We start from the raw sequence: 25,714 nt of genomic DNA, 5'->3' as shown, positions 1-25,714 counted from the left end.
GACTGCCTAACTTTCGTTAGGCAGTCCGTCGATTGAATTCTGTCTGCAGTGACGATTATATAAGGGCTAGCGATTCCTTACTTTGGATTCGCTTCTTGGCTGTAGCTTTGGATCGAGCGCACTTCGTAGCCTTTCTCGCGGATCGCTTTGATGCCGTCAACGGCTGCAGAGGCGGCCGAGATGGTGGTCATGATGCAGATATTGTGCTTCACCGCTTCGGTGCGAATTTCGTTTTCGTTCTGACGTGGCACGGTGCCTTGCGGTGTATTGATGATCAGGCAAACTTTGTTGTTCTTGATCAGGTCAATCACGTTGGGGCGACCTTCACTCAGGCGGCAGACGTTTTTGACTTCGATGCCGTTTTCCTTGAAGAGCTTACCTGTGCCGGCTGTGGCCAGAATGCCGAAGCCGAGCTCGCTGAGTCCCTTGGCGATTCCGACTGCGCGCTCTTTGTCGCCGTCTTTGACGCTGATGAAGACGTCGCCAGAATCGGGCAGCGCAGGCTTGGCCGCCATCTGTGATTTTGCGAAGGCGACACCGAGGTCCTTATCGAGTCCCATAACTTCACCTGTGGAGCGCATTTCCGGGCTGAGCATGATGGGAGCGCCAGGGAAGCGGTTGAAGGGGAAGACGGACTCTTTAACCGCCCAGTAGGGAGGAATGATTTCTTCGGTAAAGCCGAGGTCGACGAGCTTTTCGCCGGCCATGATGCGGGAGGCCAATTTCGCGAGAGGCACGCCGATCGCTTTAGACACGAAGGGCACGGTGCGGGAGGCACGCGGGTTGACTTCGATGATGTAAAGTTCGTCGTCTTTGATCGCGTATTGTATGTTCATCAAGCCGACCACTTGCAGCTCTTTGGCTAGCGCGTAGGTCGCGGTGCGAACTGTCTCTAGAATCGACTCGGAGAGTGTGTGCGGAGGCATGACCATCGCGGCGTCGCCGGAGTGCACACCTGCGAATTCGACGTGTTGCAGCATGCCGCCAATCACGGTGGTCTCGCCGTCGGAGATGCAGTCTACGTCGAGCTCATACGCATCTTCGAGGAACTTGTCGAGCAGCACGGGAGTGCCTGGAGCGACGTCGAACACTTCGCGCACGATCTTCTTCATTTCGTCCATGTCGTAGACGATGAACATGCCGCGACCACCTAAGACGAAGGAGGGGCGAAGCAGGATCGGGAAGCCGATCTCACCTGCTAGCTCGTAGGCTTGCTCCAGTGAGTTAGCGATGCGGTTTTCTGGCTGCTTGAGGCCGACGCGGTCGAGAATGTCGCGGAAGAGGTTACGGTCTTCGGCGGCGTCGATCATCGAAGGCGAGGTGCCGATGATGTTCACGCCGTGAGCTTCTAGCTCGGTGGCGAGGTTGAGCGGAGTTTGGCCGCCAAACTGCACGATCACACCATCGCACTTGGACTGATAGTAAATCTCAAGCACGTCTTCGAGTGTGAGTGGCTCGAAGAAGAGTTTATCCGAGGTGTCGTAGTCGGTGGAGACTGTCTCGGGGTTGGAGTTGACCATGATGGTCTCGTAGCCTGCCTCGCGTAGTGCGAAGGAAGCGTGCACACAGCAGTAGTCGAACTCGATGCCCTGACCGATTCGGTTGGGGCCGCCGCCTAGAATCATGATCTTCTTCTTGTCGGTCACTGAGATTTCATTCTCGGAGCCGTAGGAAGAGTAGTAGTAGGGCGTGAAAGCTTCAAACTCGGCTGCACAGGTGTCGACCAGTCGATAGTTGGTCATCACGTCGAGCTTCTCGCGGCGTTTGCGCACCGCTTGGCGGTTGGAGTGGACCAGATCCGCGATCAGCGCATCACTGAAGCCAGCTTCCTTGGCGCTCTTCATGAGCTCCGCGTCGAGCTTGGGCAGGCTGCTCTTAGAAAGTTCGAGCTCGATGTCGACTAGCTGACGGAGTTGATCGATGAACCATGGGTCCAGTGCGCAGGCTTCGAAGATCTCTTCGTCGGTCATGCCATTGAGTAACGCGTGGCGCAACCAGAAGACACGTTCGCAAGTTGGAATCGAGATGCCTTGGCGGATGGCCTGCATATCGGTGATTTTCTCTGCAAATTTAGCCGGGCCGACAAAGCCCTTGGCGCCGATTTCCAGCGAGCGTAGAGCTTTTTGGAAGGACTCCTTAAAGGTGCGGCCGATGGCCATGGCTTCGCCCACCGATTTCATGGCAGAAGTCAATGTCGTGTCGGCACCGATGAATTTTTCGAATGTGAAACGAGGGATCTTCGTCACCACGTAGTCGATCGTCGGCTCGAAGCTGGCCGGAGTTTCACGCGTGATGTCGTTTTGCAGCTCGTCCAAGCTATAGCCGACAGCCAACTTAGCCGCGATCTTTGCGATGGGGAAGCCCGTTGCTTTCGACGCCAGCGCCGAACTACGCGAAACGCGCGGGTTCATTTCGATCACGACCATGCGGCCATTCTTGGGGTTGACCGAGAACTGGATATTCGAGCCACCTGTTTCCACGCCGACTTCACGGATACATGCGAAGGATGCATCGCGCATCAGCTGGTATTCCTTATCCGTCAGCGTCATGGCCGGTGCCACCGTGATGGAGTCACCGGTGTGGACGCCCATCGGGTCGAAATTTTCAATCGAGCAGATGACCACGCACTGATCCTTGTGGTCGCGCATGACCTCCATCTCGTATTCCTTCCAGCCGAGTAAGCACTCTTCGACCAGCACTTCGGTGGTGGGCGACATATCGAGGCCGTTTTGCACCATGCGCTCATATTCTTCGCGATTATAAGCGATCCCGCCGCCAGAGCCACCGAGCGTGAAGCTGGGGCGAATGATGATGGGGAAGTCACCGATCAACTCGTCAGCCGCCTTGAGCGCGTCCGCCAGGTTATTGACGGTAGCCGAGCGTGCCACGTCCAGGCCGATCTTAAGCATGGCCTGTTTGAAAATATCGCGCGCCTCGCCCTTGATGATGGCTTCCGGCTTGGCGCCGATCATTTGCACGCCATACTTTTCGAGAATGCCCGCATCGTGCAGATCCATCGAAAGGTTCAGTCCCGTCTGGCCACCGAGGGTGGGGAGCAGGGCGTCTGGCTTTTCCTTGAGAATGATCTTCTCCAGGGCGTCAACCGTAAGCGGCTCGATGTAAGTGACATCGGCAAACTCGGGGTCGGTCATAATCGTGGCCGGGTTGCTGTTAACCAGCACCACTTTGTAACCTTCCTCACGCAGCGCTTTACAAGCTTGAGTGCCGGAATAGTCGAATTCGCAGGCCTGGCCGATTACAATCGGGCCGGAACCAATGATAAGAATAGTCTGTATGTCGGTGCGTTTTGGCATAAATTGGCGCAAGGCTGTTTTTTTTGCACTCCCATGCAAGCAAGAATAAGCCCTTAAAAGTAAGATATCGGGAAGCGCGTTTTTCTAATGGCCATTCCGCCTACGCGTTCTATTATTCTTTCACTCTATTTTATCTATGACACGCAATAAAAAACCCGTCGTAATCGTCGCCATGGTACTGGCGGCATTGATCGTTCTACCATTGTTGCTACTGCTTTTTAGTCGTTTGGGAGCTTCGAGTGGCTCGGAGCAGGCAAATTCAGAGAGCAGTGCAGTCAAAAACACGAGCGAAGCAATTGATTTTGACCTAAGGCAGTTGGCGGAGAAGGCCGATCGCCTGATCGAGCAAGACCTAGCCGAAGCTTTGCGCCAGGGAGATGTCTCGCTCGATTTTATCGCCAGCCTCAAGCGCGACGCCAGTAAGGGCGCAGTCGCTCTGCAAAAGGGAGCACTGGAGGATGCAGCGCTGCACTACAACTCAGTGGTACAACGTGCCGAGAGCCAATTGGCTGCCTTGGCGCTGGCCGATCAAGCGCGTGCGCTCAATGACAGCACCTATGCAGAATTGCAAAGCCTTGATTATCTGAAGTCCGCTTTTGAAAACACCTACCGTGAGGCGGTGGAAACGTATAATACTGCGTTACGTGCGCTCAACGCGGGGGAATATCAGCGCAGTGTCGACGACTTCGAAATGACCAGCGCCATACTGGGCGATCTGGAGGCGCGCGCGCTACAACAGACTGCTGGCCTACTGGAAGCGGCCAGTCAGGCGCTGGAAGACTATCAATTGACTGCCGCACGCACGGCCTACGAATCGGTCTTGGAGCTCGATTCGGCCAACGCCGCCGCAACTGAGGGACTCGTCATGGTGACCGCACTCGAGGGCATCGCTGAAGAAGTCAAAGCAATCCGTGCGCTCGAAGCGAGCGGCGACTTGGAGGCGGCGCTCGCGCAACTGGAACGTCTCGCGGCCGAGAATCCCCAGAACCCATTCATTCGCAATCAACGCGCCTCGCTCGAAGCCCGCATCTTGGATCGTGAGTATCAAGCACTGATCGACGCATCACTCACTGCCGAGCAAGCGGCCGACTTTTCCAGCGCCATCGCTTCCGTAGAAGCTGCTTTAAAGCTTAAATCCTCTACAGAGCAGGAGGCGCGCCTCGCTCAACTCAAAGAAAAATACAAAGCTGCACGGCTGGATGTGTTGCTCAGTGATGGCTACGACGCACTGCGCGCCGGGCGTTACGAAGCCGCACGTAATTTTTATAAAGAAGCCGTTGCAATTGCGCCCGATTCCAAGGAGGCGCGCACAGGCTTAGAAAAAGCCTCCAGTCTTTATTTGGCTAATATTCGTTATAGTCAAAATATCACGGCGGCTGAGAAATATATTTCAGAGGGGCGTTTCCCATTGGCGGCGAAGCTTTTTAATGAAGCCATGTCCAGTCGCCCTAGTAATGTAGCGCCCAGTCAGCTCACTGAAGAAGCCCGTATTCGAGCCAGTCTTAAGGCGCAGAGCGAAGAAGTTAATGTGACGATCAAATCCGATAAGCGCACCTATGTCAGCATCATTGGCGTTCTGCCGCCCGATCGCTTCAAAACAGAAGAACTTAAACTCTTTCCAGATGTCTATAAAGTGCGCGGCACTCGCTCAGGCTATGAGAGCGTCGAAATCGAATTCAAAGTGGATGCGCGCCATCCCAATGCCACCATTACTGTCGAATGCACCGAAAAGTTATAGAGCCCTCTTCGCCGCGTTGGAGCGCTGCAGCTTCGCGATGCAAGCTCGCACATTTTGAGCCTTCGCGTGCTTGGCGAGACATTGTTGCCCGCTTAGGATTGTCTTGCGGGGCGCTGATTTTGTCTGCTGTCGTGCTGCACGCTGCGCCTGATCCGGATCTTTTTGATGGCCGCGTCAATCCGCCAACGACTCCACCGGCCTCAGAGTCGACCGATACGCCAGAGCCCGGTGAGGCGGGGGGCGGTGAAAGTAGCGGTTCCGCTGCAGCGCCGACTGCGGGGGCCAGCTCTGAAAATCTAAATGAGCCTCCGCGTGACTTCGAGAATATCGGTGGCACCGGAGGTGGTGAAACTGTGGCGAATCAGAGTTCCAAAGACGGAGCGAGTGCTTCCAGCGGCAGCAGCTCGCCTTCGACGGAGACAAGCGATCCCGCCGGTGCTGGCAACAGTTCCGCTGCATTGCCACCCGCCGATGAGGCGCCTGTGAGTGGGCAGGCCGGCGCTTCTGGTGCCGCTTCTGGTGGCGCTTCTGGTGGTGGAGAAGAGCCGCGTAATTTTGAAGACTTCGGCTTCGGTGGCGTGAGCTCGCAAGAGACGGTCGAAGTCAATCGTTCTAAAGACAGTGCTAGCTCCGCGAGCACTGTGCCCACCTCCACGACCGGTGTGCCTGCGTCCAGCGCGTCGGGGGCGACTGGTCCTTCGACTTCGACCAGCACCGGTAACAGCACCGAGGCTGTTGCCGGCCAAAATACAACGGGAGGCTCGCAAGTGGGCGGCGGCAGCGGAAGCGGCGACTACGGCACCAACCTTCCGAGTGGGCTGTGAGTGTTTGAAATTAGGAATTAGGGATTAGAAATTGAGAATTAGGTGTATGAGACAGATTAGAAGCATGAGATTTAAGAGACGTGTCCGCTCGTCGCAGATCTTGGCGTGCGTGCGTGGCCTGTCCGCTCGCCGGAGGCCTGCGGCGTTTAAGCGATACCAGTGGGCTCTCATGCTCGCATTCATCGGCTCGGCCACAGTAGTTAGGGCCGAGCCCCTGCGGGTGCTGGAGGAGACAGCGATCCCTTATATGAGCTTTCTCTCTAAAGCTGACTTTGATCAACGCTATCCTGGCGAGCTGGTTGAGGATCCCGCCAAGCTGGATGCGGGCTGGTATGTGATCTACCAACACCAATCACTCAACTATTACTACGGCCCCATTTTACTGCAATCCATCGGCGAGGATTACTTGAGCCAACTCCGTGAGACTGTCGAAGCCGCCGTGGCGCAGCGTCCCAGTATTCAAGATTACCGATTGGAATTAAGTTACGAGCCCAGCGTCGCCAGCGCCGAGGCCAGTGATGTTGAGCCCTCCACCGATCCCGCCAGCTCCCAGCCCTTGCCAGCCCCGCCACCGAAACCTAGCTTTTGGAGCTTTGTGAAGAGTATATTCGGCTTTTAAATGCAATTATCCCTCATTTGAGTGCTTCCTTTGCTTTCGTAGCCAATTCTTCGGCTTTGTCGCGCTCGGGGGCGGCGCCGCGGGCCATGTCGGGCTTGCCGCCGCCTTTACCGCCGGCGATGGGCGCGAGGCTTTGGATCAGCTTGCCGGCCATCAGGCCGTTGTCCTTGGCGCTGCTGCCACAGAGGGCGCCGAGGTAGAGTTTCTCGCCGTCGTCGACGATTAGGAAGGCGGCTTGCGCAAATTGCTGCGACTTCAGCCCATTGAGCAATTCTTGCAGCAGTGCGGCGGGGCCTTGGGTGGCAATGACAAGATTACCGGAAAGGTCGAGCTCGCTCAGCATGGCGTGGGCGGCCTTGGCCGCGCCGGCGGTTTGTGCTTTTTTGAGCGCTTTGTCGGCTTCCACGGTGGCGGCTTTGAGTCCTTGCAGGTGTGCCAGTAGATCTTTGAAGACTTGGTTCTTTTGCTCGAAGCTGCCCTTATCCAGCATACCGGTCATGATGTGCGGAAACTGTGGGAAGTGGACCGGCTCGGCGTCGAGTGCGCTGAGTTGCTCGTTGAGCGCATTCAGGCGGTTGCGTAGCTCTTTCTTTTCTTCGGCGGATTTCTCGACCACGCTGCGAGTCCAATCGTAGGCGGCGATGCCGCAAACGGCTTCGATGCGGCGGATGCCGGAAGCGATGGCGCCCTCGGATTTGATTTTAAATAAGCCGATGTCCTTGGTGTTGCGCACGTGGGTGCCGCCGCAGAGTTCCATTGAGTAGCCGTCCAATTGCTGAGGTTGGCCACCGATTTGTACGACCCGCACTTTGTCGCCATATTTGTCGCCAAAGAATTGTTGGATGTCAGAGCGGTCCTTGACGTCGTCGTGGGGCACTTCGATCCAGCTGACGGGTTCGCCGGCTTCGATGTGAGCGTTGACTTTGGACTCGATCTGATCGATCTGCTCGGGCGTGAGTGCGCCGGAGTTAAAGTCGAAGCGCAGACGCTCTGGCGAGACACTAGAGCCTTGTTGCGAAGCGTCGGTGGAGACGACTTCGTGCAATGCCCAGTGGAGCAGGTGTGTCGCTGTGTGGTGCGCTTCGATCGGGCGGCGGCGGTTGGGATCGATGCTGAGGGTGACTTGGTCGCCCACGGCGATCTTGGCATCCACGGGCAGGCTGTGGGCGCGTGCGGCGCTGAGCTGTTGCACCGCGCTGACGGGATATTCAGCATCGCCTAGCGTGAGGGTGCCCTGGTCGCCGAGTTGTCCGCCCATTTCTGCGTAGAAGGGGGTGCAGTCGGTTATGACGAGTAGGGCGTCTTCTTGTGTGTGGATTTCCAGCACAGTGGCGGAGCTGCTATCTTCTTCGAAGCCGGTAAATTCGGTGCTGGCCTCGGTGGCGATGTCCGCGGCGCGCACGAGTTGTTGGGTGCGGGCTTTGCGGCCGAGTTCGCGTTGCTGCTCCATCAATTTCTCGAAGGTGTCCATGTCGACTTTGAGCGCGCGCTCGGCGCAGAGCAATTGAGTCAGGTCGATCGGGAAGCCGAAGGTGTCGTAGAGTTTGAAGGCAAACTCGCCACTCAGTTGTCCTTTTAGGCCGTCGACTTCCTCTTCAAACATGGCCAAGCCACGGTCCAGAGTTTCGTTGAAGCTGGCTTCTTCGCGCTGTAGATTTTCTTTGATCGCTGCGGCGCGGTTTTTGAGCTCGGGAAAGACGCCTGCCATTTCATCGACCAAGGTGTCGACCAGTTCGGGCAGGAAGGTTTGTGCACTGGAGAAGCCGAGGGTGCGGCCGTAGCGCACCGCGCGGCGCAGGATGCGACGCAACACATAGTTGCGCCCGGTGTTGCCAAGCAGAATGCCATCGGCCAGGGAAAATGCGAGTGTGCGGATGTGGTCGGCGATCACGCGGAAAGCGATGGCTTCCTTCATCTCGGTGGAGAGTTGTGATTTGTCACTCTCGACCGATTCAGGATAGATGTCGGCGTAGGTCTTGCCGCTGAGTGCTTCCAGCTTGCGGAAGATCGGTTGGAAGACGTCGGTCGCGTAGTTGCTGGGCTTTTGAGAGAAGTCTGTAAAGCCCTTGGTGTTTTGGATCAGCGAGCAGGCGCGCTCGAAGCCCATGCCGGTGTCGACATGCTTGGCGGGCAGATCGCGGAAGCTGCCGTCGGCCTCGGCGTTGTATTGAATGAAGACCAGGTTCCAGATCTCAATGCAGAGGTCGGAGTCCATATTGACCAGTTTGCCCTCGCTGTCGCCGTTGGGGGTGAGGTCCACGTGCAGCTCGGAGCAAGGGCCGCAGGGGCCAGTCTCGCCCATCATCCAGAAGTTGTCCTTCACGTTGCCGTTGATGATGTGCTTCTTGGGATCGAGGCCTTTCTTCTCGAAGAGAGCGGCCCAGAAATCGTAGGCTTCCTGATCGAAACTGGAAGGGTCGCCTTCGGAGGGCGCATAGACGGTGGCGTAGAGGCGGCTGGCCGGCACGCCCCAGACATCGACGATCAATTCCCAGCCCCATTCGATCGCTTCCTTTTTGAAATAGTTGCCAAAGGACCAATTGCCCAGCATCTCGAAGAAGGTGTGGTGATAGGTATCGTAGCCCACATCTTCCAGGTCGTTATGCTTACCGCCGGCGCGGATGCACTTCTGGGTGTCCGCTGCGCGCGGCGGAGAGTAGGGCGCCTTTTCCGTGCCGAGGAAGTAGGGCACGAACTGATTCATACCCGCATTGGTAAACAACAAGCCCGGCGACTGCGGCATCAAGGAAGCAGACGGCACGATGGTGTGCTGTTTCGAGGCAAAGAAGTCCATAAAGGACTGACGGATTTCGGCGGATGATTTCATTGGGAAATTGGGAAATGGGAAGAATTTGAACGTCGAACATTGAACGCCCAACATCGAACATCGAATGGTGCTACAGTTCGTCTGTTATCTGGAGCTTGCTCTTGATTTCGGCGGATGATTTCATGGGAAATGGGAAATGGGAAGAATTTGAACGTCGAACATTGAACGCCCAATATCGAACATCGAATGGTGCTACAGTTCGTCTGTTATCTGGAGCTTGCTCTTGATTTCGGCGGATGATTTCATTGGGAAATTGGGAAAATGGGAAGAATTTGAACGTCGAACATTGAACGTCTAACATCGAACATCGAATGATGCTACAGTTTGTCTATTATCTGGAGCTTGCTCTTGATTCGGCGGTTTTTATGCTAGTTACAAAAATACGAATTAGCTGATCGGTTTCGTCGAGCAGCTCATTTAGTCGTTCAGGTTTATCGACTAAGGGCACTGCCTTGGTCAACTTTATCCAACGCTCAGTCTCGCGTAATTCTTTAAGTGAGATCCTTAATTTATGGATGAAGTCTCGCGGGGATTCCGCAGCTTGTGCTTCCCCGTGGTTCGCCAGCGGGGCAGTCGCAGATCGCAGCAATTGCTTGGCGATATGCGTGCCCGCTTGGCTGGATTCAATCTTACGTGTTAAGCGGATTGCGCGAACAGAGAAGTCTAATAAACGGTGTTCCAAATCATACATCGAGGCAGATTCCTCTGCCAGCAGGCTATCCCATTCGGAGTGTTCCTGTGTGTAAGCCATTCGATGTTCGATGTTCGATGTTGGACGTTCAGTGTTCGATGTTCAATGCCGCATGTTGGACGTTCCTCGTGTTCTAAAGGTTCTTCAGAACAGCTGCGCCCATTTCTTTCGTACCAACGGATTCCAGACCGAAGGCGATATCGCCGGTGCGGATGCCGCCGGTGACGGCTTTCTCGACTGCGGCTTCGATCGCGGCGGCGGCCTCGTTTTCGCCGAAGCTGTAGCGTAGCATCAGCGCTGCGGAAAGGATTTGCGCGCAGGGGTTGGCGATGCCTTGACCGGCGATGTCGGGTGCGGTGCCGCCGGAGGGCTCGTAGAGTCCGAAGGGGAAGCCGAGGCTGTTCTGCTCCGCGCCGAGGCTGGCGGATGCGAGCATGCCGAGGGAACCACAAATCACGCCCATCTCGTCGGAGAGAATGTCGCCGAACATGTTTTCGGTGAAGAGCACGTCGAACTGATTCGGGTCGCGCGCAAGTTGCATCGCGGCGTTGTCGACATACATGTGGCTGAGCTTGATCTCTGGTGCGTGCTTGGCGAAATATTCAGTCACCACCTTGCGCCACAGCACGGAGGTTTCCAACACGTTGGCTTTGTCCACCGAGCAGACGCTGCCGCCGCGGGCTTTGGCGGTGTCGATCGCGACTTGAGCGATGCGCTCGATCTCGCTGGTCTTGTAAACCATGGTGTCGATCGCTTGTTCTTCGCCGTTTTCTAAAGTAGTGGTGGACTTGGGCTGACCGAAATAGATGCCGCCGGTCAATTCACGAATGCAGACGATGTCGATGCCGTTGGGGATGCGCTCTTTTTTCAATGGAGAGGCATCGGTCAGTTGTGGGTAGAGTAGGCCGGGGCGCACGTTGGCGTAGAGAGAGAAGGCCTTACGAATCGGCAGCAGGGCCGCGCGCTCGGGTTGCTCCTTGGGCGGTAAGCTTTCCCACTTGGGGCCACCGACCGAACCGAACAAGATCGCTTCGGAGTTCTCGCACACAGTCTTGGTGCTGTCGGGGAAGGCGACGCCATGGTTGTCGATGGCGATGCCACCGATGTCGGCATGCTCATAATCCAGCGCAAAGCCGAACTTTTCGCCCGCGTTTTTGAGGACGTCGAGTGCGACTTCCATGACTTCAGGGCCGATACCATCACCGGGGAGAACTGCAAATTTCAGTGTTTTCATAAGATTTGGAAAAAGCGGAGTAATTTGTCCGAGCGCTGTTGTGCTTCAAGACTTTTCGCAGATTTAGCTAAATGGGCACAGTTTTCCATCAGCTCTCAGCTGGATCGTAGCTCTAATATCTGTTGTCGCAATCGTCCGAGCATCTCCTGTTGACTGGAGACATCTGGATGGCTCCAGCAGTTCGATTGAGTGATAGAGCGCGCTGCTTGAAGCGTATACGAGGTGTTGCGGCCGCAGGTCGGGCCACTGTTGTTCACTGTTGGAAGCAGTGGTATTGCTTACTTCGTCTCGGGCTGTTCGCGAGGCAGGCTCAGTCTGAAAATAGTCCCTTGCGGGGCGTTGGGAGAGTAGCTGATCTGACCAGATAGTTTGCTGGCGAGGTTTTGGCAAATACTCATGCCTAATCCGGAACCTTCATTGCTAGAGTTCAGCTTTTTAAATGGGGTGAAGAGCAGGTGTGCTTGCTCCTTGGGGATGCCGCAACCGCTGTCTTTGACTTCAATGATGAGCTCGTCTTCGTTGCTGATATCACTGATGGCGATGTAGCCAGTCTCTGTGAATTTAATCGCGTTACCGAGCAAATTGTCGAGTATGCGCCGTAGCGCTAAAGCGTCGGTTCGTATGGGATTGTGTGCTACAGTGCTGACTACAAAGTCTAATTGTTTGTTTTTGGCGAGCGGGGAGTGGAATTCCTGTGTGTCGCGAATGATGCTTGTGACATCGACTTCGTTGAGCTCCATTTCGATTAAGCTACTTTGGGAGAAATCATAGATATTCGAAATTAGTTTTCGCGATTGAGCTAAGGAGCTTTCGACCAACTCAAACTCTTCTGTTAGATGTTCGCTTTTCTCCTTAAGTAATTGAGTCATGGTCCAGCCCGCGGTCAGTGCGTTGAGCACATCATGCGAAGCGGTGGCGAGCACGATATCTTTGAACTTGAGTGCATCTGCCAATTGTTCGTTGGCCTTCCGGAGTTCTTTTTCTTGGAGCTTTTTCTCGTGGATGTTTTGTGTGATGCCCACCATGCGCAGGGGGCTGCCGTCTTGATTACGTGAAATGAGACGTCCGGCCTCGAGCACCCATTTATACTCGCCCTGTGGGTTGCGGTATTGGTGCTCCATGCTCCACATTTCCGTTTCACCGCGCAGGTGCGCTTGCAAGCTTTCCCAGACCGGCTCGCGTTCTTCGGGGGGCAGGGCGTCCATCCAGAAATCGAGATGATGTCTGATTTTGCCAAGATCGTAGCCCAGTATGCAGTCCTTAACCGCGTGTGTTTTTAAGATGCCAGTTGGAATGTCCCATTCCCACCAGACCTGATTGGCACTCAGTAGAGCGATCTCTAGGCGTTGTTCTAGATCGTAGATGGTCGCTTTGAGCGCTTCTTCAGTGGTGTGATTCATTCCGGCTGAAAATGAGTCGAAGTTCTAGCTTGTCGATGGTATTCCACGCGCAAATGCATTTTGAAAAATGGCTTGTCGCGGGAGAATTGCTTCGGTTTGCTTCCGGCCCCCTCAGGCCGCTGCGCCTGTCTTATTGAAAAAACAACTCCTCATTATGAAGAAAACATTGTGTATGTTTGCTTTCTTGGTGGCTGCACTGCTGCCAGGAATGTTATTGGCTCAGGATCTCAGTTCTATCGAGACTGCGATTATTGCAAGCGATCCGGTCGCCGAAGTGCTGCCTGCACTCAACTCGGGGAATACCGCTTGGATGCTCACGGCCACGGTTTTGGTACTTTTTATGACGCTGCCTGGACTGGCACTTTTTTATGGGGGGCTGGTGCGTTCGCAAAACGTACTGTCGGTGCTGATGCATTGTTTCGCCATTGCTTGCTTGGCTTCAGTGCTGTGGGTGGTGCTGCTCTATACGTTGTCCTTCGCACCTGGCACATGTGGCTGGATCGGAGGCCTGGAGCACTTGGGATTGAAGGGGATTACGACTGCGAGTATGCAGGAGGACTTTCCGGAGACGATCTTTATCATGTTTCAAATGACTTTTGCCATTATCACGCCTGGGCTGATTGTCGGGTCCTTTGTAGAACGTATGAAATTTAGCGCCATTTTACTTTTCACGGCACTGTGGCTGGTGCTGGTCTATGCGCCCGTGACCTACTGGGTGTGGGGGGGCGGTTGGCTGGCAGAAATGGGCGTGATCGATTTGGCTGGTGGCATCGTAGTGCATGCGACTGCCGGGATCTCCGCACTGTTGTTGGCGAAAATGCTGGGCCCCCGCGATGGTTTTCCCAAGAAGCTGCATATCCCGCATCACCCGGCGATGGTGATGATCGGGGCGTCCATGCTATGGGTCGGCTGGTTTGGTTTTAATGCGGGCAGCCAACTGGCTGCCAATGGCAATGCAGGGATGACGATACTCGTTACGCACATTTCGGCGGCTGTGGCCAGTTTGACTTGGATGACGATTGAGTGGAAAGTCAACGGCAAGCCAGGGCTCGTCGGTATTGTCACTGGTATGGTGGCGGGCCTTGCGACGATTACCCCGGCTTCGGGGCATGTGGGGCCATTGGGCGCGGTATGCCTAGGTGTGCTCGCGGGGATCGTTTGCTACTTCGGCTGTGGCATCGTGAAGCACAAACTAAAGATTGATGACTCTTTGGACGTGTTTGCCGTGCATGGTGTCGGTGGAATTATGGGCACGATCTTGGTCGTGGTCTTTGGGTTGCCAGCCTTTGGAGGCTTGGGCGACTTCGAGATGTTGCCGCAGTTGGGCGTTCAGCTCACCGCGCTAGGCGTAGTGATCCTCTGGTCTGCAGTGGCTACGTTTATTATTGTGCTGCTTTGTAAGTGCACGACAGGCTTGCGTGTGAGCGTAGAAGTCGAGCATACTGGTCTGGATCAATCTGAACACGGTGAGACTGCTTACCAGTTCGAATAAGCGCATAAGTATTTAACTAAAGGAAAGAACTATTATGAAACTCATCAAAGCTATTGTAAAACCATTCAAACTCGACGACGTCAAAGAAGCACTCGCTGAAGTCGGAGTCACCGGGCTCACAGTGTCTGAAGTCAAAGGCTTTGGACGTCAAAAGGGCCACACCGAAATCTATCGTGGTAGTGAATACACCGTCGATTTCTTACCGAAGACTATGATCGAGACAGTGGTGGAAGACGAAATCGCGGAGGCGGCTGTGGCTGCTATCGTGAATTCGGCCAAGACTGGCAAGATCGGTGACGGCAAGGTCTTCGTGCTGCCCGTAGAAAGTGCTGTGCGCATCCGCACCGAAGAGACAGGCGGGGAGGCTCTTTAAGCTTTTCAGAGGTCAGAAGACAGAGGGCTTCTGACCTCTCAATTTAACCTCCGATGGCGACGATCACATCGTCGACGGATTCCGCACTCTTGATTTGCGTGCGCATACGTTCGGTCCGGCAGTTTTTAGCAATGTCGGCCAAGGTCGCGAGGTGGCCCTCACTATCGCCCTTGGGGCTGATGATGAAGAAGACGAAATCGATCGCTTCGCTCTGGCCTGGAATCGTGAGACCTTGATTGAGTTGAGCGACAAAGCAAATGCGGTAATCCAAGTCTTCGCAATAGACGTGGGGGATCGCGATGCCATGGCCTAGGAATGCTGGGAAGACGCGGCCTTGTTCGGCGAGATCTTCCAGCACCTTTTCTTCAGAGATCGCGGGCACATGCTCGTTCGCGATATAAGCCAATTGTTGGTAGAGGCTTTCGATGCTATTGCATTCGAGTTTAAGTAAGCCGCCACTATGGAGGGCGCGTAGTAAAAAGCCCTCTGCGCGGCGCAGGCATATAACTTCGTCTTCTGTTTTCACAATTTCTTTTAGGCTGGCGTCGTGGGGCACGGCTTTGAGTTGTTTACCACGACGGATAAAGAGCGGGTGCCAGTCGCCGGAGGCGAGGCTTTTGCCCTCTTCCCACAGCACTGTTTCGAAATTACTTTCGCCCTGTAGCAGTTCACTGCCAATTACGGCGGGGCGTGATAGGTCGCCAAATACTGACTGTCCGGTCAGTTGATCCTCGGTGGTGGGGCTGTCCAATGGGATCCAGCCAAAGACTTTTTCGTTATCCAGCACTTCACCCCAGCGTTGCATTAAGATTTGGTTTAATTCGATGTTATCGGTCAATGCGAGCACGTAACCTGCGCCAAAGAGCGCCTGTTCTTCTTCGTAGAGTTTCTCGGCTTCCATGCCATCGCGCAGTAGGGCGGGCAGGCCTTCTTTTTTGGCGAGTGCAATATTGCGGGCGTTGGTATCGAGTAGCAATACGTGTTGCTCATCCTGGCGCATCAGCTTACGCGCCAGTTCGCGTCCAAAATGATGGGCGCCGATGATCACCCAGTCATTGGGAGCGGGGCGCTGGAGGCCCAGCATCTTAGCAAATAATCCTGCAGACAAGCCTTGGATCAATACTGTGGCGCAGATCACTGAATAGACGAATGATTCCAATAGCGCCGGATCACCGACCGGATTGTCATTGTGGCTGAGGCTCAAGGCGAAGAGTGAGGCCATCGAGGCGGCGACCACGCCCCGGGGAGCCACCCAACTGAGCAGCGCCTTTTCTCGGATATTGAGCGGTGTGCCCCATGCCGAGGCTGCGATACTGATCGGGCGGATGATCAGGATCACCGAAAAGAGGACCCAGCCGCCTCCCATGGTAAAGAAGTCGATGAATTGTTGGAGCTCCAGGCGCGCAACTAATAGCAGAAACAGCATGCCGATCAGTAGGTCGACGATTTCCGCTTTGAAGGCTTTTATCTCACGTAACTGGCGCGGTTTTTTGATGCCGACAATCATGCCCGCAATCGTGACCGATAGTAGGCCGGCCTCTGGCTTAATGAGTTCGGTGGCCCCAAAGATCAGCATGGCGCTGGCGAGTGCGAAGGCATTGGCGATGTTATCCGGCACCCAGTGCTTTTTCATCATCCAGTAGATGGAGTAGCCGCCAATAAAGCCGATCGCGGCACCACTGGCCACGCGTAATAGGAAGCTCGGAATGGCGACTGCGCCGCCGCCTTCCACGACCCATTCAAAACAGAGAATCGCGGTGAATACTCCGATCGTATCAATTAACACACCTTCCCAGTGGAGGATGCTACCCAGTTTCTGTTGCACCCGAATCCGGCGCAGCAGGGGGACGATCACTGTGGGCCCGGTCACGATAATCAAGCTGCCCATCAGCAGGGCAAAGGCCGGTGAGGTATCAAAGACCAGATAGGCGGTCAAACCAGAGCCGAGCCAGGTAATGAGCACCCCCACGGTGAGCAGGCGCTTGATGACGGTTGAAGTTTCTTTAAACTCTTTTAAGTCCAGCGTGAGTGCGCCTTCGAACAGGATCAATCCCACTGCCAGTGAGACGATCATCGGCAGTAAGTCGCCCAAGGCATTGGGGTCCAGTAGCTCCAGACCTTCCGGGCCTAGAGCAAAGCCCCCCAGTAGTAGTAGGACGATGGTGGGCAATTGTAAGCGGCGCGAGAGCACCGTAAGCAAGCAACCGGCGCCGACCGCGAAACAGAGGGCCCAGAGTGCATCCTGGGAGCTGCCCATTGCGAGCTGTGTCAATGAATTCATTGGTTGTGTGTTTATATCGGGTTCACCGTTTGTCTAGCTTTGTCTAGATTAGTCCAGTTTGTGGCACATTCCGAGTGCCGGGCAGACTTCGGAGGCCTGGCCGATGACTTGTGCCGGCACGCCGGCGACGCTGGTGTGTGGGGGCACATCTTTAAGCACGACGCTGCCTGCACCGACCTTGGCGCCTTCGCCAATCTCCACATTGCCCAGAATTTTGGCTCCGGCCCCGAGTAGCACACCAGTGCGCACCTTGGGGTGACGATCGCCGCGTTCTTTGCCGGTGCCCCCGAGTGTGACCTCGTGCAGGATAGATACATTGCTTTCGATGACTGTGGTTTCGCCAGCCACAAAGCTGGTGGCGTGGTCCAGTAAAATGCCGCAGCCGATCTTGGCTGCGGGGTGGATGTCGACTGCGAAAGTCTCCGAAATCAGGCTTTGGAGGTAGAGCGCAAATTCAGTGCGCTTTTGATTCCACAAGTAGTGAGCGACTCGGTAGCAGATCAGAGCTTGCAAGCCTTTGAAGTAGAGCAGGGGGGTGAGCACGTTGGGGCAGGCTGGGTCGCGCTCGTTGACTGCAATCATATCGCAGGCCACATGTTGTAAAATGGCCGGCTGATGCAGGAAAGCTTCCATGAAGGTATCATGCAGCACCTCAATCGACGCCGAATGGTTTACCAGTTTGCGCGTCAGGCGGAAGGTCAGGCATTCCGCAAAAGATCCGCGGTGGAGCACCGTTTCGTTGAGTAAAGTCGTGAGCGCAGGTTCGCGCTCCACGATGTCATGGGCGTGACGTCGTATTTCGTTCCAGTGGGCGTCTAAGTCGATAGCTTGCATAAATTCGCAAATAGTTAGAGAGAAGTCGTCCATATGCCACGCTAAAAAAGCAGGAATCTACACAAATTACAGTGTGTGACGGGGCATATCTGTGGCAGCGGCATCATTGGACGCTTGCTAGCTCGTGAATCGGGTCATTGCAGGCGGGAATCCGGGGCATCAACTGATTTGAGTGATTTGTTACATTTCATTTACGATGAGTCGAACGGCTCTGGAATCATGCATAATTCATCTTTTAAGGCCTGTTTTGCCTAATCTATGTCCTGCTTTGATTGTATTTTTACTTAATGAAAATCTACTGAATATTTTGTTATGCAACTGCCGGTCGTTATTGACGTTAGAGCGGATGCCTCCTGATACGAGCGATATTAAGGCGTTGGAAAATCTTATGTGAAAGCTGCGTCTGCAATGTGAAGAAAACCGGTCAAATGTCGCGATTTGTGACCTTGGTTAAGCTTATGTCCCAGTGTTTGACTTGTAGATTCTCCACTTCATTGATCCGCAGCTTTGATGTTTGCGGGCAGCTTCCGTGAGCATCCGACAATTTTGTGAAGAGCATTTCATTCGAGGCATATAAGATGAATTTCAAAAAACTATATTTAATTGGCAGCTTCTGTACTGCGCTTGCGAGCGCCAGCACTGCGGGGCTGGTGGCGCATTGGAAACTGGACGAAACATCGGGCACTGTGGCTGCCGATGCCAGTGGCGCAGGGATCGATGGTGAGCTGACCGGTTCGATCGTTTGGGGGGCCGGCAAGGCCGGTAATGCGGCGGTTTTCCCCGGCGTATCGGGTGACTACATTGAATTTGATTCGGATGCATTGAACCTGCAGGGCTCGTTGACGCTTTCGGTGTGGGCGAAATACAATGACATCACTAATTATGGTATCTTTGCCGGAATCGACAGCTCGGGCGGCACTGCGAATGATCAGTTTGTCTTGAAAACCGCTTCTTCGGGCGATGGTCGTATCATTTTTCAGGTGACCGGGGAGGGCGGCAGTTCGGCCACCTTACACTCGACCGATACTTTTAAAAATCTGTCTGAAGCATCGGCCGACGGCTGGATCCACTTGGTTGGGGTGTATCAAGCGGGCGAGTTTGCACGTTTATATGTGGATGGCTCATTGATGGCTGAAAACACTAATGTGCCGGCACAATTGCAGTCAAAAATCGATGTCGCGCCTTTTAAAATCGGAGCGATGACGACGACGGCGACTTCCTATTATTTGGACGGTGCTGTCGATGATGTGCAGCTTTACGATTACGCGATCAGCAGCACTGCGGTGGCTGAGTTGCACGCCGCGCCCGGCACGGCTCTGGAAGACCCCGTGAGTGAAGCGTCCGGCCGCGTCGCTTATTGGGACTTTGATGAGGGCACGGGCACGACTGCGACTGATTCGGAAAATGATTTGATCGGCACGCTTACGGGTAGTGCGAGTTGGGTGGATGGTGTCGAGGGCAGTGCGCTACAGATCGTCAATGACGATGATAGCCAGTTGCTACTTGGAGCTCCGGATGCCTTGAATATCACAGGCGCTGTAACGGTTGCCGCTTGGGTGCATCCCGATGGCATGAGCAGTTATGGAGTGATTGCCGGCATTGATCAGTCCGGTGGTGCGAGTAATGACCAATACGTATTGAAAACGACGGGGGCGACTAGCAGTTATCTCAGCTTTCAAGTGACCGGTGCCGGGGGCAGCGCGGTATCGGTGAGTGATACCCAATCAATCGTCGATCGTGCCTCTGCCAGTGAGGATGGTTGGATTCATGTGGCTGGCGTGTTCCTGCCGGGTGAAGAACTGCTGCTCTATATCGACGGTGTTGAAGTCGCTCAGAAAGCGACGTCCTTGGAGAGCATGCAAAGCACCCTGAGTGAGGCGGTGCCGTTTCGCATCGGTAACATGACAGAAAGCTCAGGCTATGGTTTTAATGGAGCCATCGATCAAGTTGCGATTTATAATGTCGGGCTCGATGCCAGCGAACTTATCCAGCTTGCAGATCGCGATGGAACGTCGCCTGCAGAGGGCACTTATCTCTTTTCTTTTGGTGCTGTGGCGGACCCGCAATATAAAGATTCGGATCCAGCCGGTTCGCGTTATTATCGCAACAGCCTGACGAAGTTGCCGGTGATGGTGGAGGACTTCAATACGCGCGATCTGGAGTTCGTCATTTGCCTGGGAGATTTTATTGATAACTACTTTGAGAGTTTCGAGCCGATGATGGAAATCTGGGATGACCTGGTTCACCCCAGCTATCAAGTCGTCGGTAATCACGACTTAGCGGTTGGCAGTCACACTTTGGAGGATGTTGTGGAAGCCCTTAAGATACCCTCCAATTATTATACCTTCGTCGTCGAGGGCTGGCGCTTCTTCGTGCTCGATGGTAACGATGCGGGCTACGGTATCCACAGCGCAGAGCAATTGGCCTGGTTGCGCGACGGACTCGATGCCGCGCTGGAAAATTCAGAGCCGGTCATCATTTTTGACCACTATCCGGTTTATCCTCCCGGCACGGCCCACATTAGCCCTCAGGCCAGTGAGTTGCTGACACTCTTGGCGGACTATTCCAATATCCGTGCATGGATGAATGGGCATAACCATTCGGGTGCTTACGGACAGAGTGGGGATATACACTTTATTAATTTGGAAGGTATGGTGGAAACCGCTGACACCACTGCCTATGCCGAAATTGAGATTTGGACGGACCGCATCGAGGTCAAGGGGGAGGGCCGCGAGCCAAATCGCACTCTCTACTTCCCACAATTGGCCAATGCAGATTTGGAAGTGCCGGCAGACTTTAGTGCCGGTGATGGCGGTGCTGGTGTGAGCCTGACATGGTCGGCGCTGACAGACACTGAGGTGGAGAGTTTGGAGATCCAGCGTCGTGCGTCCGGTGAGAATGCCGGCTACGCGACAGTCGCAATACTTGCGGCGGATAGTATCAGTTATTTAGATACCGAAGTTGTTAGCGGAGTGACTTACAGCTATCGTATTCGCTCTTTGACCATTGCCGATGCCTTTTCCGAGTGGTCTGATTTGGCAAGTGTCGAGTTGGGATACTTGAGCGGTTCGATTCTCGATCTGACTGCGAATGCTGAAGATACATCCAGTATTTCGCTCACTTGGGATCTGGATTCCGCCAGCTATGATAATTTGATCCTGGAGCGTCGAGTCGGCTCAGGTGACTACCTCGTGGTGAGCAGCGCACTCGCAGGAGATGCCACGAGTTACAATGACAGCGGACTGGCCCCCAATACCAGCTACAGCTATCGTATTTCCGGTGTGAGCGGAGGGCGTCAAACAGAATGGTCCGCCGAGGCGAGTGCCCAGACCGAAGCCGCTGAGCCGATCGAAGGTGAAGCTGCGGGATTAGTCGCCTACTGGCCCTTCGATGAAGGTTCCGGAACCAGTGCTGGAGATTTTTCCGGTAATGGGATTTCAGGCACCTTGCAGGCGTCTGCCGCCTGGGAGAGTGTGGGGCACCGCAACGGTGCGATCCGCTTTTCCGGTAATAGTGAGGATCAAGTGCTGGTGGGCACTCCCGAGGCGCTTAACTTGACCGGTGCGGTCAGTGTGTCCGCTTGGGTGAAACCGGAAGGTGTCAGCAGCTATGGTGTGATTGCCGGTATCGATCAATCAGGCGGCGCGGCCAATGATCAGTATGTCTTGAAGACGACGCATTCGAACACCCAGCAATTAAGCTTTCAGGTGACTGCCGCCGGAGTGGGGTATACCGCCACCGATACGGTGAACCTATCCGTGCGCTCCAGCGAGGGCACCGATGGTTGGGTGCATGTCGCGGGGGTTTTTGTTCCCGGTGAATCCGTGTTGCTGTATGTCAACGGGCAACTGGTGGCCGAGCGCGCGGTGACGATTGATACGTTGCAAAGCACGCTGTCTGCAGAACGTCCCTTCCGCATTGGCAACATGTCGGTCAGTAATGACTATGGATTTAATGGTTTGATCGATGAGCTGCGTGTTTTCTCCGCCAGCCTGACTGCCGAAGAGGTGAGCGCGTATGCCAACGACGAGACCGTCCCGTCAGAATTAGCCCCATTTGTTGAAAAAGATGCGCAGTGGTTGTATCTCGATGACGGATCCGATCTGGGCACTGACTGGACAGCGACCGACTTTGACGACAGTGCATGGTCCACCGGCACGGCTGAGTTCGGCTACGGAGACGGTGACGAGGCCACAGTTCTCAGCTATGGCACAGATGCTGCCAACAAGCATCCGACCACCTACTTCCGAAAGGCCTTCGAGCTCGACTCGCTCGCTGGGATCGAAGGGATCTTAATCGAAGTGCTGCGGGATGATGGTGTGATCATTTATCTCAATGGGCAGGAGCTGTTGCGCGACAATATGCCTAGCGGCGCTGTTAATTATCAGACCTATGCTTCCTCTGCACTGGGTGGGGATGATGAAAGCACTTACTTTGAGTTCAGTGTTGCCGCAGATGCGCTGGTGACTGGAACAAATGTATTGGCCGTCGAACTACATAATAGCGACGCCAGCAGTTCCGACTTAAGCTTCAACCTGCAAGCGACTGCCATCCTGGAATCGGACAATACTCCAAAGGTGAGTGAGTCCATTATCACCGCCGGTGCCGACTGGGCCTATCTTGATGATGGGAGCGATGCCGGCACAGCATGGCGCGCCGCTGCTTTTGACGACAGCACCTGGGCGCAAGGACCCGCAAAGTTCGGCTATGGCGACTCCAACGAAGTCACCACGCTCAGCTACGGCTCCGATAGCAACGATAAGCACATTACCTACTACTTCCGTAAAGCCTTCGTGCTGGAAGATCTGGAAGCCGTTCGTGAGCTAGAGTTCGGCGTATTGCGCGATGACGGCGTGATCGTCTACCTCAATGGGATCGAAATCATTCGCGATAACATGCCCGCCGGTGAGATCAGCTCGGAGACCTTCTCCAGTAGCATTACCGACGGAGCGGCCGAGAGCACCTTCTATGAATTTACTGTGGCGACCGATGCACTGGTTGAGGGTGAAAATGTGCTCGCAGTAGAGATTCATAACCGCGACGGCTTTAGCTCCGACATCGGTTTCGACTTGTGGATGAACTTGCTCTCCGACCTGCATCCCGATGCGCCTATTTTCGAGAGTGAACACATCGAAACGGCCCATGCGCTTGCTGGCAGCGATTACGCCGCCAGCGTGGCCGAATATGCGAGTGATGCCGATGGCGATACCATGTATTTTGCCAAAGTTAGCGGACCGGATTGGTTGATCGTGCATGCTGACGGCAGCCTGAGTGGCACGCCTAGTGCCAGCCATTTTGGTCTCAATACCTTTGTGATTTCTGTCACCGACAATGACGAAGGCACCACTACCGTGATTCTAGAAATCATGGTGGAAGAGCCGGCTGAGTTGGCTCGTGCCGCCATGCCCGGCAGTGAGTTGGCACTGCGCTTTGCAGTGATTCCCGATACCCAGGGCAGCACACTGGGAGTGCCGACCGATGAGGCTTCCGCCATCGCACGCGAATTGATTGCGCAAGCGCCCGAATTTGCGATTCACGTTGGCGATGTGACCGATGGTTACTCCGGTGGCGATGCCAAGTTGACCGAGTTGGAGTATTTAAAAGAAGTGCTGGCCACTCCATTACTGGAGAATGGGATCGGCTTCTATCCCGTGCGTGGCAACCACGATGCCAACGCATACTTGCCCACCTCCGAGGGAGAAGCCGCGTGGCAGGCCGCCTTCCCATATCTGTTCGAAGGTGAGGGTGCTGTGGTCGATCCGAGCGATGTGCCCGGCGGCAGTGAAGCATCGCCCAATCCAAATAACTTCAGTTATGTTTTGGATGCAGGGCAGGACACTTACTTCGTCTCGCTGGACCTCTGGAACGGGGGCAGCTCGGACAATTACTCCGATTGGGTGGCTGAGAAATTTGCTGAAATACGCGCGGCGAATCCCGATGCGCACATCTTCGGCTATTCTCACCCGGGCTTGTTCTCTGTGGCATCGCACCCCGCGATGACGGAATACGTTGATAGCCCGCAACCGTATTTGGAAGCTGGCAAAGCCTCACAAGTTGATGGTTGGTTTAGTGGCCACAACCATATCTACGACCGCTCGGTCGCGGTTAGCCTGGATGATGGCAATAAGCCCTACATGTTTGATTTCACCTGTGGCTCTGCTTCGGAGAAATTTTACTCGATCAGCCGTAGTCCGGCCGAGGATCAACACTTGAACTGCCTGATCGATAGCACGACGATCGCCGGGCGGCCGATTGCCTACCTACTGGTCGAGATCAATGGACCCTTTGTTTGGGTGCAGACTTATATGTCGCCCGACACGGATGGCCATGGCACTTTTGATGACTGGTCGGTCTGGGATGCGTATACCTATTCCCGAAATGGATTGCAGTTCACCGTCGCTTCCGGGGAGAACTACAATGATCGTAATATTCAAGACCGTGCGCCACTGGATGATGGCTTTATCGGAACCAGTGTCGAAGTGGTCGATGGTGTTAATAGCGATGAAACCGTGCACAGCTATGGAAGCACCAGTTTTGGACAATATCGTAATATCACTACCGGTTGGTGGTCACGTGATGACTGGTATGATGCCGGCGAGAGCAAAGTCGTTTCCGATATCGTGAGTCTAAATGGCATGCGTGAGGCCCCCGGCCGCAATCGTTGCGACGCCTACACCATCAAGCTGAGCTACGATGCCAGCCGTTTATCCGCACTGGAGATTCAGTCGCTACGTATCGCCGCCTTCCTGGATGCCGATACCGCAGACAGCGATGCCGGTGATTGGCTACCTGCCGTTTCGGCCACTCTCGAACTCGCAGCAGAGACGCCCCTCATGCGAGCTCCCACCGCTGATGATAGCGTGGGCAGCTGGGGGATCGATTTGGACAATCAACAAGTCTGGGCGCGCCTTGATTACCAAGGTGACTTTGCCCTGATCACAGATGTCGTAGATAGCGATGACGACGGATTGGTGGATGCTTGGGAAATGGAGCAATTTGGCAGCCTCGCTTACACCGCGAGCCAGGATCTGGACGGCGATGGACTCGACAATGCGGCGGAGCAAATACTAGGCACGAACGCGCTGATGACGGATACCGACGGCGACCTCTTCAACGATGGAGCCGAGCTCGCGGCTGGCCTCGATCCATTGATTGCCGATACCGAGCTAAGTGACAGTGTGCTCGACTTGATTCGCTCGCACAGCGAACTCCAAGCCGCAGCCGGGCTGTATCCACTCAGTGCACTGGGAGGTTTGAACTATGAGCAGACATTGATCGCACCCGATGCCGAGGGCGACTTGCATTTCCGCATTCAACTCTGGAGCAACGATGACCTGTCATCCGGCGACTGGATCGAACTCGGAGATGCCTTTGAGCGCACGATACAAATGAACACCGATAAGCAATTCTACAAGTGGGCGGTGGAGGTCGACTAGGCTGTGTGCCTATGCGATCTGGATGCCGTCGCGGCCTTCGTCGACCTCCATGTAGTCAAACATCGTATGATACGCAGATAGGCGCAGCAGCGTCCATCTAAGGCCACGCCGAAGCTCTTGTGGAAATCATCGTGCAGTTGCGAGGCCGCGTGCTTGCGAATTTTATCCAGCATGCGCGGAAAATAGAGCATGCCCCGTATTTCTGTGTAGGGAGAGAGCGGCTTCAGTGTCGCTTGAGTTGCGCTAGGGGACATGCGGGGCGCCTGTTCTACGTAAGACAGACACTCTTGTCTGTCGCTTGAGTTGCGCTAGGGGACAGGCGGGCGCCTGTTCTACGTAAGACAGACACTCTTGTCTGTTACTTGAGTTGCGCTAGGGGACATGCGGGGCGCCTGTTCTACGTAAGACAGACACTCTTGTCTGTCGCTTGAGTTGTTAACTGGCTTGCCCAGGCGTAGTCTGCTTGGAGCTTAGGAGTCCGGCTACACTTCGTTACGTGCTCGACTGAGCTTGTCGAAGTCCGCGACAGGCTTCGTTTGCTGGAACAAGTTCCAGACGAAGCCTGGTGGTCGAGGAGGGACTTGAACCCTCACGCCTCGCGGCACATGACCCTTAATCATGCGTGTCTGCCAATTCCACCACTCGACCGAT

Annotated in this window: 14 protein-coding genes and 1 tRNA gene; 6 read left to right on the top strand and 9 right to left on the bottom strand. The window is 54.8% G+C overall.

Annotated elements, in window-relative coordinates; genetic code table 11:
- Positions 1-77: 77 nt before the first annotated feature.
- A complete protein-coding gene (carB, locus tag QEH52_RS04585; RefSeq protein ID WP_308948889.1) occupies positions 78-3,314 on the bottom strand; it encodes a carbamoyl-phosphate synthase large subunit in 3,237 nt (1,078 codons plus the stop codon).
- Positions 3,315-3,450: 136 nt separating this feature from the next.
- Between carB and QEH52_RS04580 the strand changes: the two genes are divergently transcribed.
- From QEH52_RS04580 to QEH52_RS04570, 3 genes are all read left to right on the top strand, one after another.
- Positions 3,451-5,052: a tetratricopeptide repeat protein gene (locus tag QEH52_RS04580; RefSeq protein ID WP_308948888.1), complete on the top strand. Its 1,602-nt coding sequence runs from the start codon at positions 3,451-3,453 to the stop codon at positions 5,050-5,052.
- Entirely contained in the window at positions 5,034-5,876 is an 843-nt protein-coding gene (locus QEH52_RS04575) for a hypothetical protein (protein ID WP_308948887.1), read from the top strand. The genes QEH52_RS04580 and QEH52_RS04575 overlap by 19 nt, the downstream gene beginning before the upstream one ends.
- 169 nt (positions 5,877-6,045) lie before the next feature.
- Positions 6,046-6,495, top strand: coding sequence for a hypothetical protein (locus QEH52_RS04570; protein WP_308948886.1), 450 nt, complete (start codon positions 6,046-6,048; stop codon positions 6,493-6,495).
- Positions 6,496-6,508: 13 nt separating this feature from the next.
- On the opposite strand, the gene alaS is transcribed toward QEH52_RS04570, so the two are convergent.
- From alaS to QEH52_RS04550, 4 genes are all read right to left on the bottom strand, one after another.
- Positions 6,509-9,322 (bottom strand): alanine--tRNA ligase, encoded by a 2,814-nt coding sequence (gene alaS, locus QEH52_RS04565; protein ID WP_308948885.1) that lies wholly within the window; start codon positions 9,320-9,322, stop codon positions 6,509-6,511.
- Between the two features lie 331 nt (positions 9,323-9,653).
- Positions 9,654-10,073, bottom strand: coding sequence for a four helix bundle protein (locus tag QEH52_RS04560; RefSeq protein WP_308948884.1), 420 nt, complete (start codon positions 10,071-10,073; stop codon positions 9,654-9,656).
- A gap of 73 nt (positions 10,074-10,146) precedes the next feature.
- Positions 10,147-11,247, bottom strand: a complete 1,101-nt coding sequence (gene leuB / locus QEH52_RS04555; RefSeq protein ID WP_308948883.1) for a 3-isopropylmalate dehydrogenase — start codon at positions 11,245-11,247, stop codon at positions 10,147-10,149.
- Positions 11,248-11,525: 278 nt separating this feature from the next.
- Positions 11,526-12,647: a PAS domain-containing sensor histidine kinase gene (locus tag QEH52_RS04550; RefSeq protein WP_308948882.1), complete on the bottom strand. Its 1,122-nt coding sequence runs from the start codon at positions 12,645-12,647 to the stop codon at positions 11,526-11,528.
- Positions 12,648-12,801: 154 nt separating this feature from the next.
- Here QEH52_RS04550 and QEH52_RS04545 point away from each other — a divergent pair, with 154 nt between their 5' ends.
- Positions 12,802-14,139, top strand: a complete 1,338-nt coding sequence (locus tag QEH52_RS04545) for an ammonium transporter (RefSeq protein WP_308948881.1) — start codon at positions 12,802-12,804, stop codon at positions 14,137-14,139.
- Between the two features lie 34 nt (positions 14,140-14,173).
- Positions 14,174-14,512 (top strand): P-II family nitrogen regulator, encoded by a 339-nt coding sequence (locus QEH52_RS04540; protein ID WP_308948880.1) that lies wholly within the window; start codon positions 14,174-14,176, stop codon positions 14,510-14,512.
- 43 nt (positions 14,513-14,555) lie between these two features.
- Here QEH52_RS04540 and QEH52_RS04535 read toward each other — a convergent pair whose 3' ends face one another.
- Both QEH52_RS04535 and cysE read right to left on the bottom strand, forming a co-directional pair.
- Positions 14,556-16,793 (bottom strand): cation:proton antiporter domain-containing protein, encoded by a 2,238-nt coding sequence (locus tag QEH52_RS04535; RefSeq protein WP_308948879.1) that lies wholly within the window; start codon positions 16,791-16,793, stop codon positions 14,556-14,558.
- Positions 16,794-16,841: 48 nt separating this feature from the next.
- The gene (gene cysE / locus QEH52_RS04530; RefSeq protein ID WP_308948878.1) at positions 16,842-17,627 is read right to left on the bottom strand and encodes a serine O-acetyltransferase; all 786 of its coding nucleotides are present in this window, start codon (positions 17,625-17,627) and stop codon (positions 16,842-16,844) included.
- 578 nt (positions 17,628-18,205) lie between these two features.
- Between cysE and QEH52_RS04525 the strand changes: the two genes are divergently transcribed.
- Positions 18,206-25,063 carry a LamG-like jellyroll fold domain-containing protein gene (locus QEH52_RS04525; protein ID WP_308948877.1) on the top strand — a complete coding sequence of 2,286 codons (6,858 nt, stop codon included), beginning with the start codon at positions 18,206-18,208 and terminating at the stop codon, positions 25,061-25,063.
- Here the strand turns inward: QEH52_RS04525 and QEH52_RS20680 are convergent.
- Positions 25,060-25,317, bottom strand: a complete 258-nt coding sequence (locus QEH52_RS20680; RefSeq protein WP_425609276.1) for a DUF5069 domain-containing protein — start codon at positions 25,315-25,317, stop codon at positions 25,060-25,062. The genes QEH52_RS04525 and QEH52_RS20680 overlap by 4 nt on opposite strands.
- Before the next feature lie 309 nt (positions 25,318-25,626).
- Positions 25,627-25,711: transfer RNA gene (locus QEH52_RS04520), tRNA-Leu, on the bottom strand.
- Between the last annotated feature and the right edge of the window lie 3 nt (positions 25,712-25,714).

It is taken from the genome of Thalassobacterium maritimum, assembly GCF_031127805.1.
Lineage (GTDB): Bacteria > Verrucomicrobiota > Verrucomicrobiia > Opitutales > Coraliomargaritaceae > Thalassobacterium > Thalassobacterium maritimum.
The sequence above is the reverse complement of the archived record's forward strand: the minus strand, read 5'-3'. Positions and strand labels throughout refer to the sequence as shown.

Excerpts from the sequence above, each read along its gene's own strand:
- carB (WP_308948889.1), bottom strand. The coding sequence starts at position 3,314 with ATGCCAAAACGCACCGACATACAGACTATTCTTATCATTGGTTCCGGC.
- QEH52_RS20680 (WP_425609276.1), bottom strand. The coding sequence starts at position 25,317 with ATGTCCCCTAGCGCAACTCAAGCGACACTGAAGCCGCTCTCTCCCTAC.
- QEH52_RS04535 (WP_308948879.1), bottom strand. The coding sequence starts at position 16,793 with ATGAATTCATTGACACAGCTCGCAATGGGCAGCTCCCAGGATGCACTC.
- QEH52_RS04580 (WP_308948888.1), top strand. The coding sequence starts at position 3,451 with ATGACACGCAATAAAAAACCCGTCGTAATCGTCGCCATGGTACTGGCG.
- QEH52_RS04560 (WP_308948884.1), bottom strand. The coding sequence starts at position 10,073 with ATGGCTTACACACAGGAACACTCCGAATGGGATAGCCTGCTGGCAGAG.
- QEH52_RS04570 (WP_308948886.1), top strand. The coding sequence starts at position 6,046 with ATGCTCGCATTCATCGGCTCGGCCACAGTAGTTAGGGCCGAGCCCCTG.
- alaS (WP_308948885.1), bottom strand. The coding sequence starts at position 9,322 with ATGAAATCATCCGCCGAAATCCGTCAGTCCTTTATGGACTTCTTTGCC.
- QEH52_RS04575 (WP_308948887.1), top strand. The coding sequence starts at position 5,034 with ATGCACCGAAAAGTTATAGAGCCCTCTTCGCCGCGTTGGAGCGCTGCA.
- leuB (WP_308948883.1), bottom strand. The coding sequence starts at position 11,247 with ATGAAAACACTGAAATTTGCAGTTCTCCCCGGTGATGGTATCGGCCCT.
- QEH52_RS04525 (WP_308948877.1), top strand. The coding sequence starts at position 18,206 with ATGAATTTCAAAAAACTATATTTAATTGGCAGCTTCTGTACTGCGCTT.
- QEH52_RS04550 (WP_308948882.1), bottom strand. The coding sequence starts at position 12,647 with ATGAATCACACCACTGAAGAAGCGCTCAAAGCGACCATCTACGATCTA.
- cysE (WP_308948878.1), bottom strand. The coding sequence starts at position 17,627 with ATGCAAGCTATCGACTTAGACGCCCACTGGAACGAAATACGACGTCAC.
- QEH52_RS04540 (WP_308948880.1), top strand. The coding sequence starts at position 14,174 with ATGAAACTCATCAAAGCTATTGTAAAACCATTCAAACTCGACGACGTC.
- QEH52_RS04545 (WP_308948881.1), top strand. The coding sequence starts at position 12,802 with ATGAAGAAAACATTGTGTATGTTTGCTTTCTTGGTGGCTGCACTGCTG.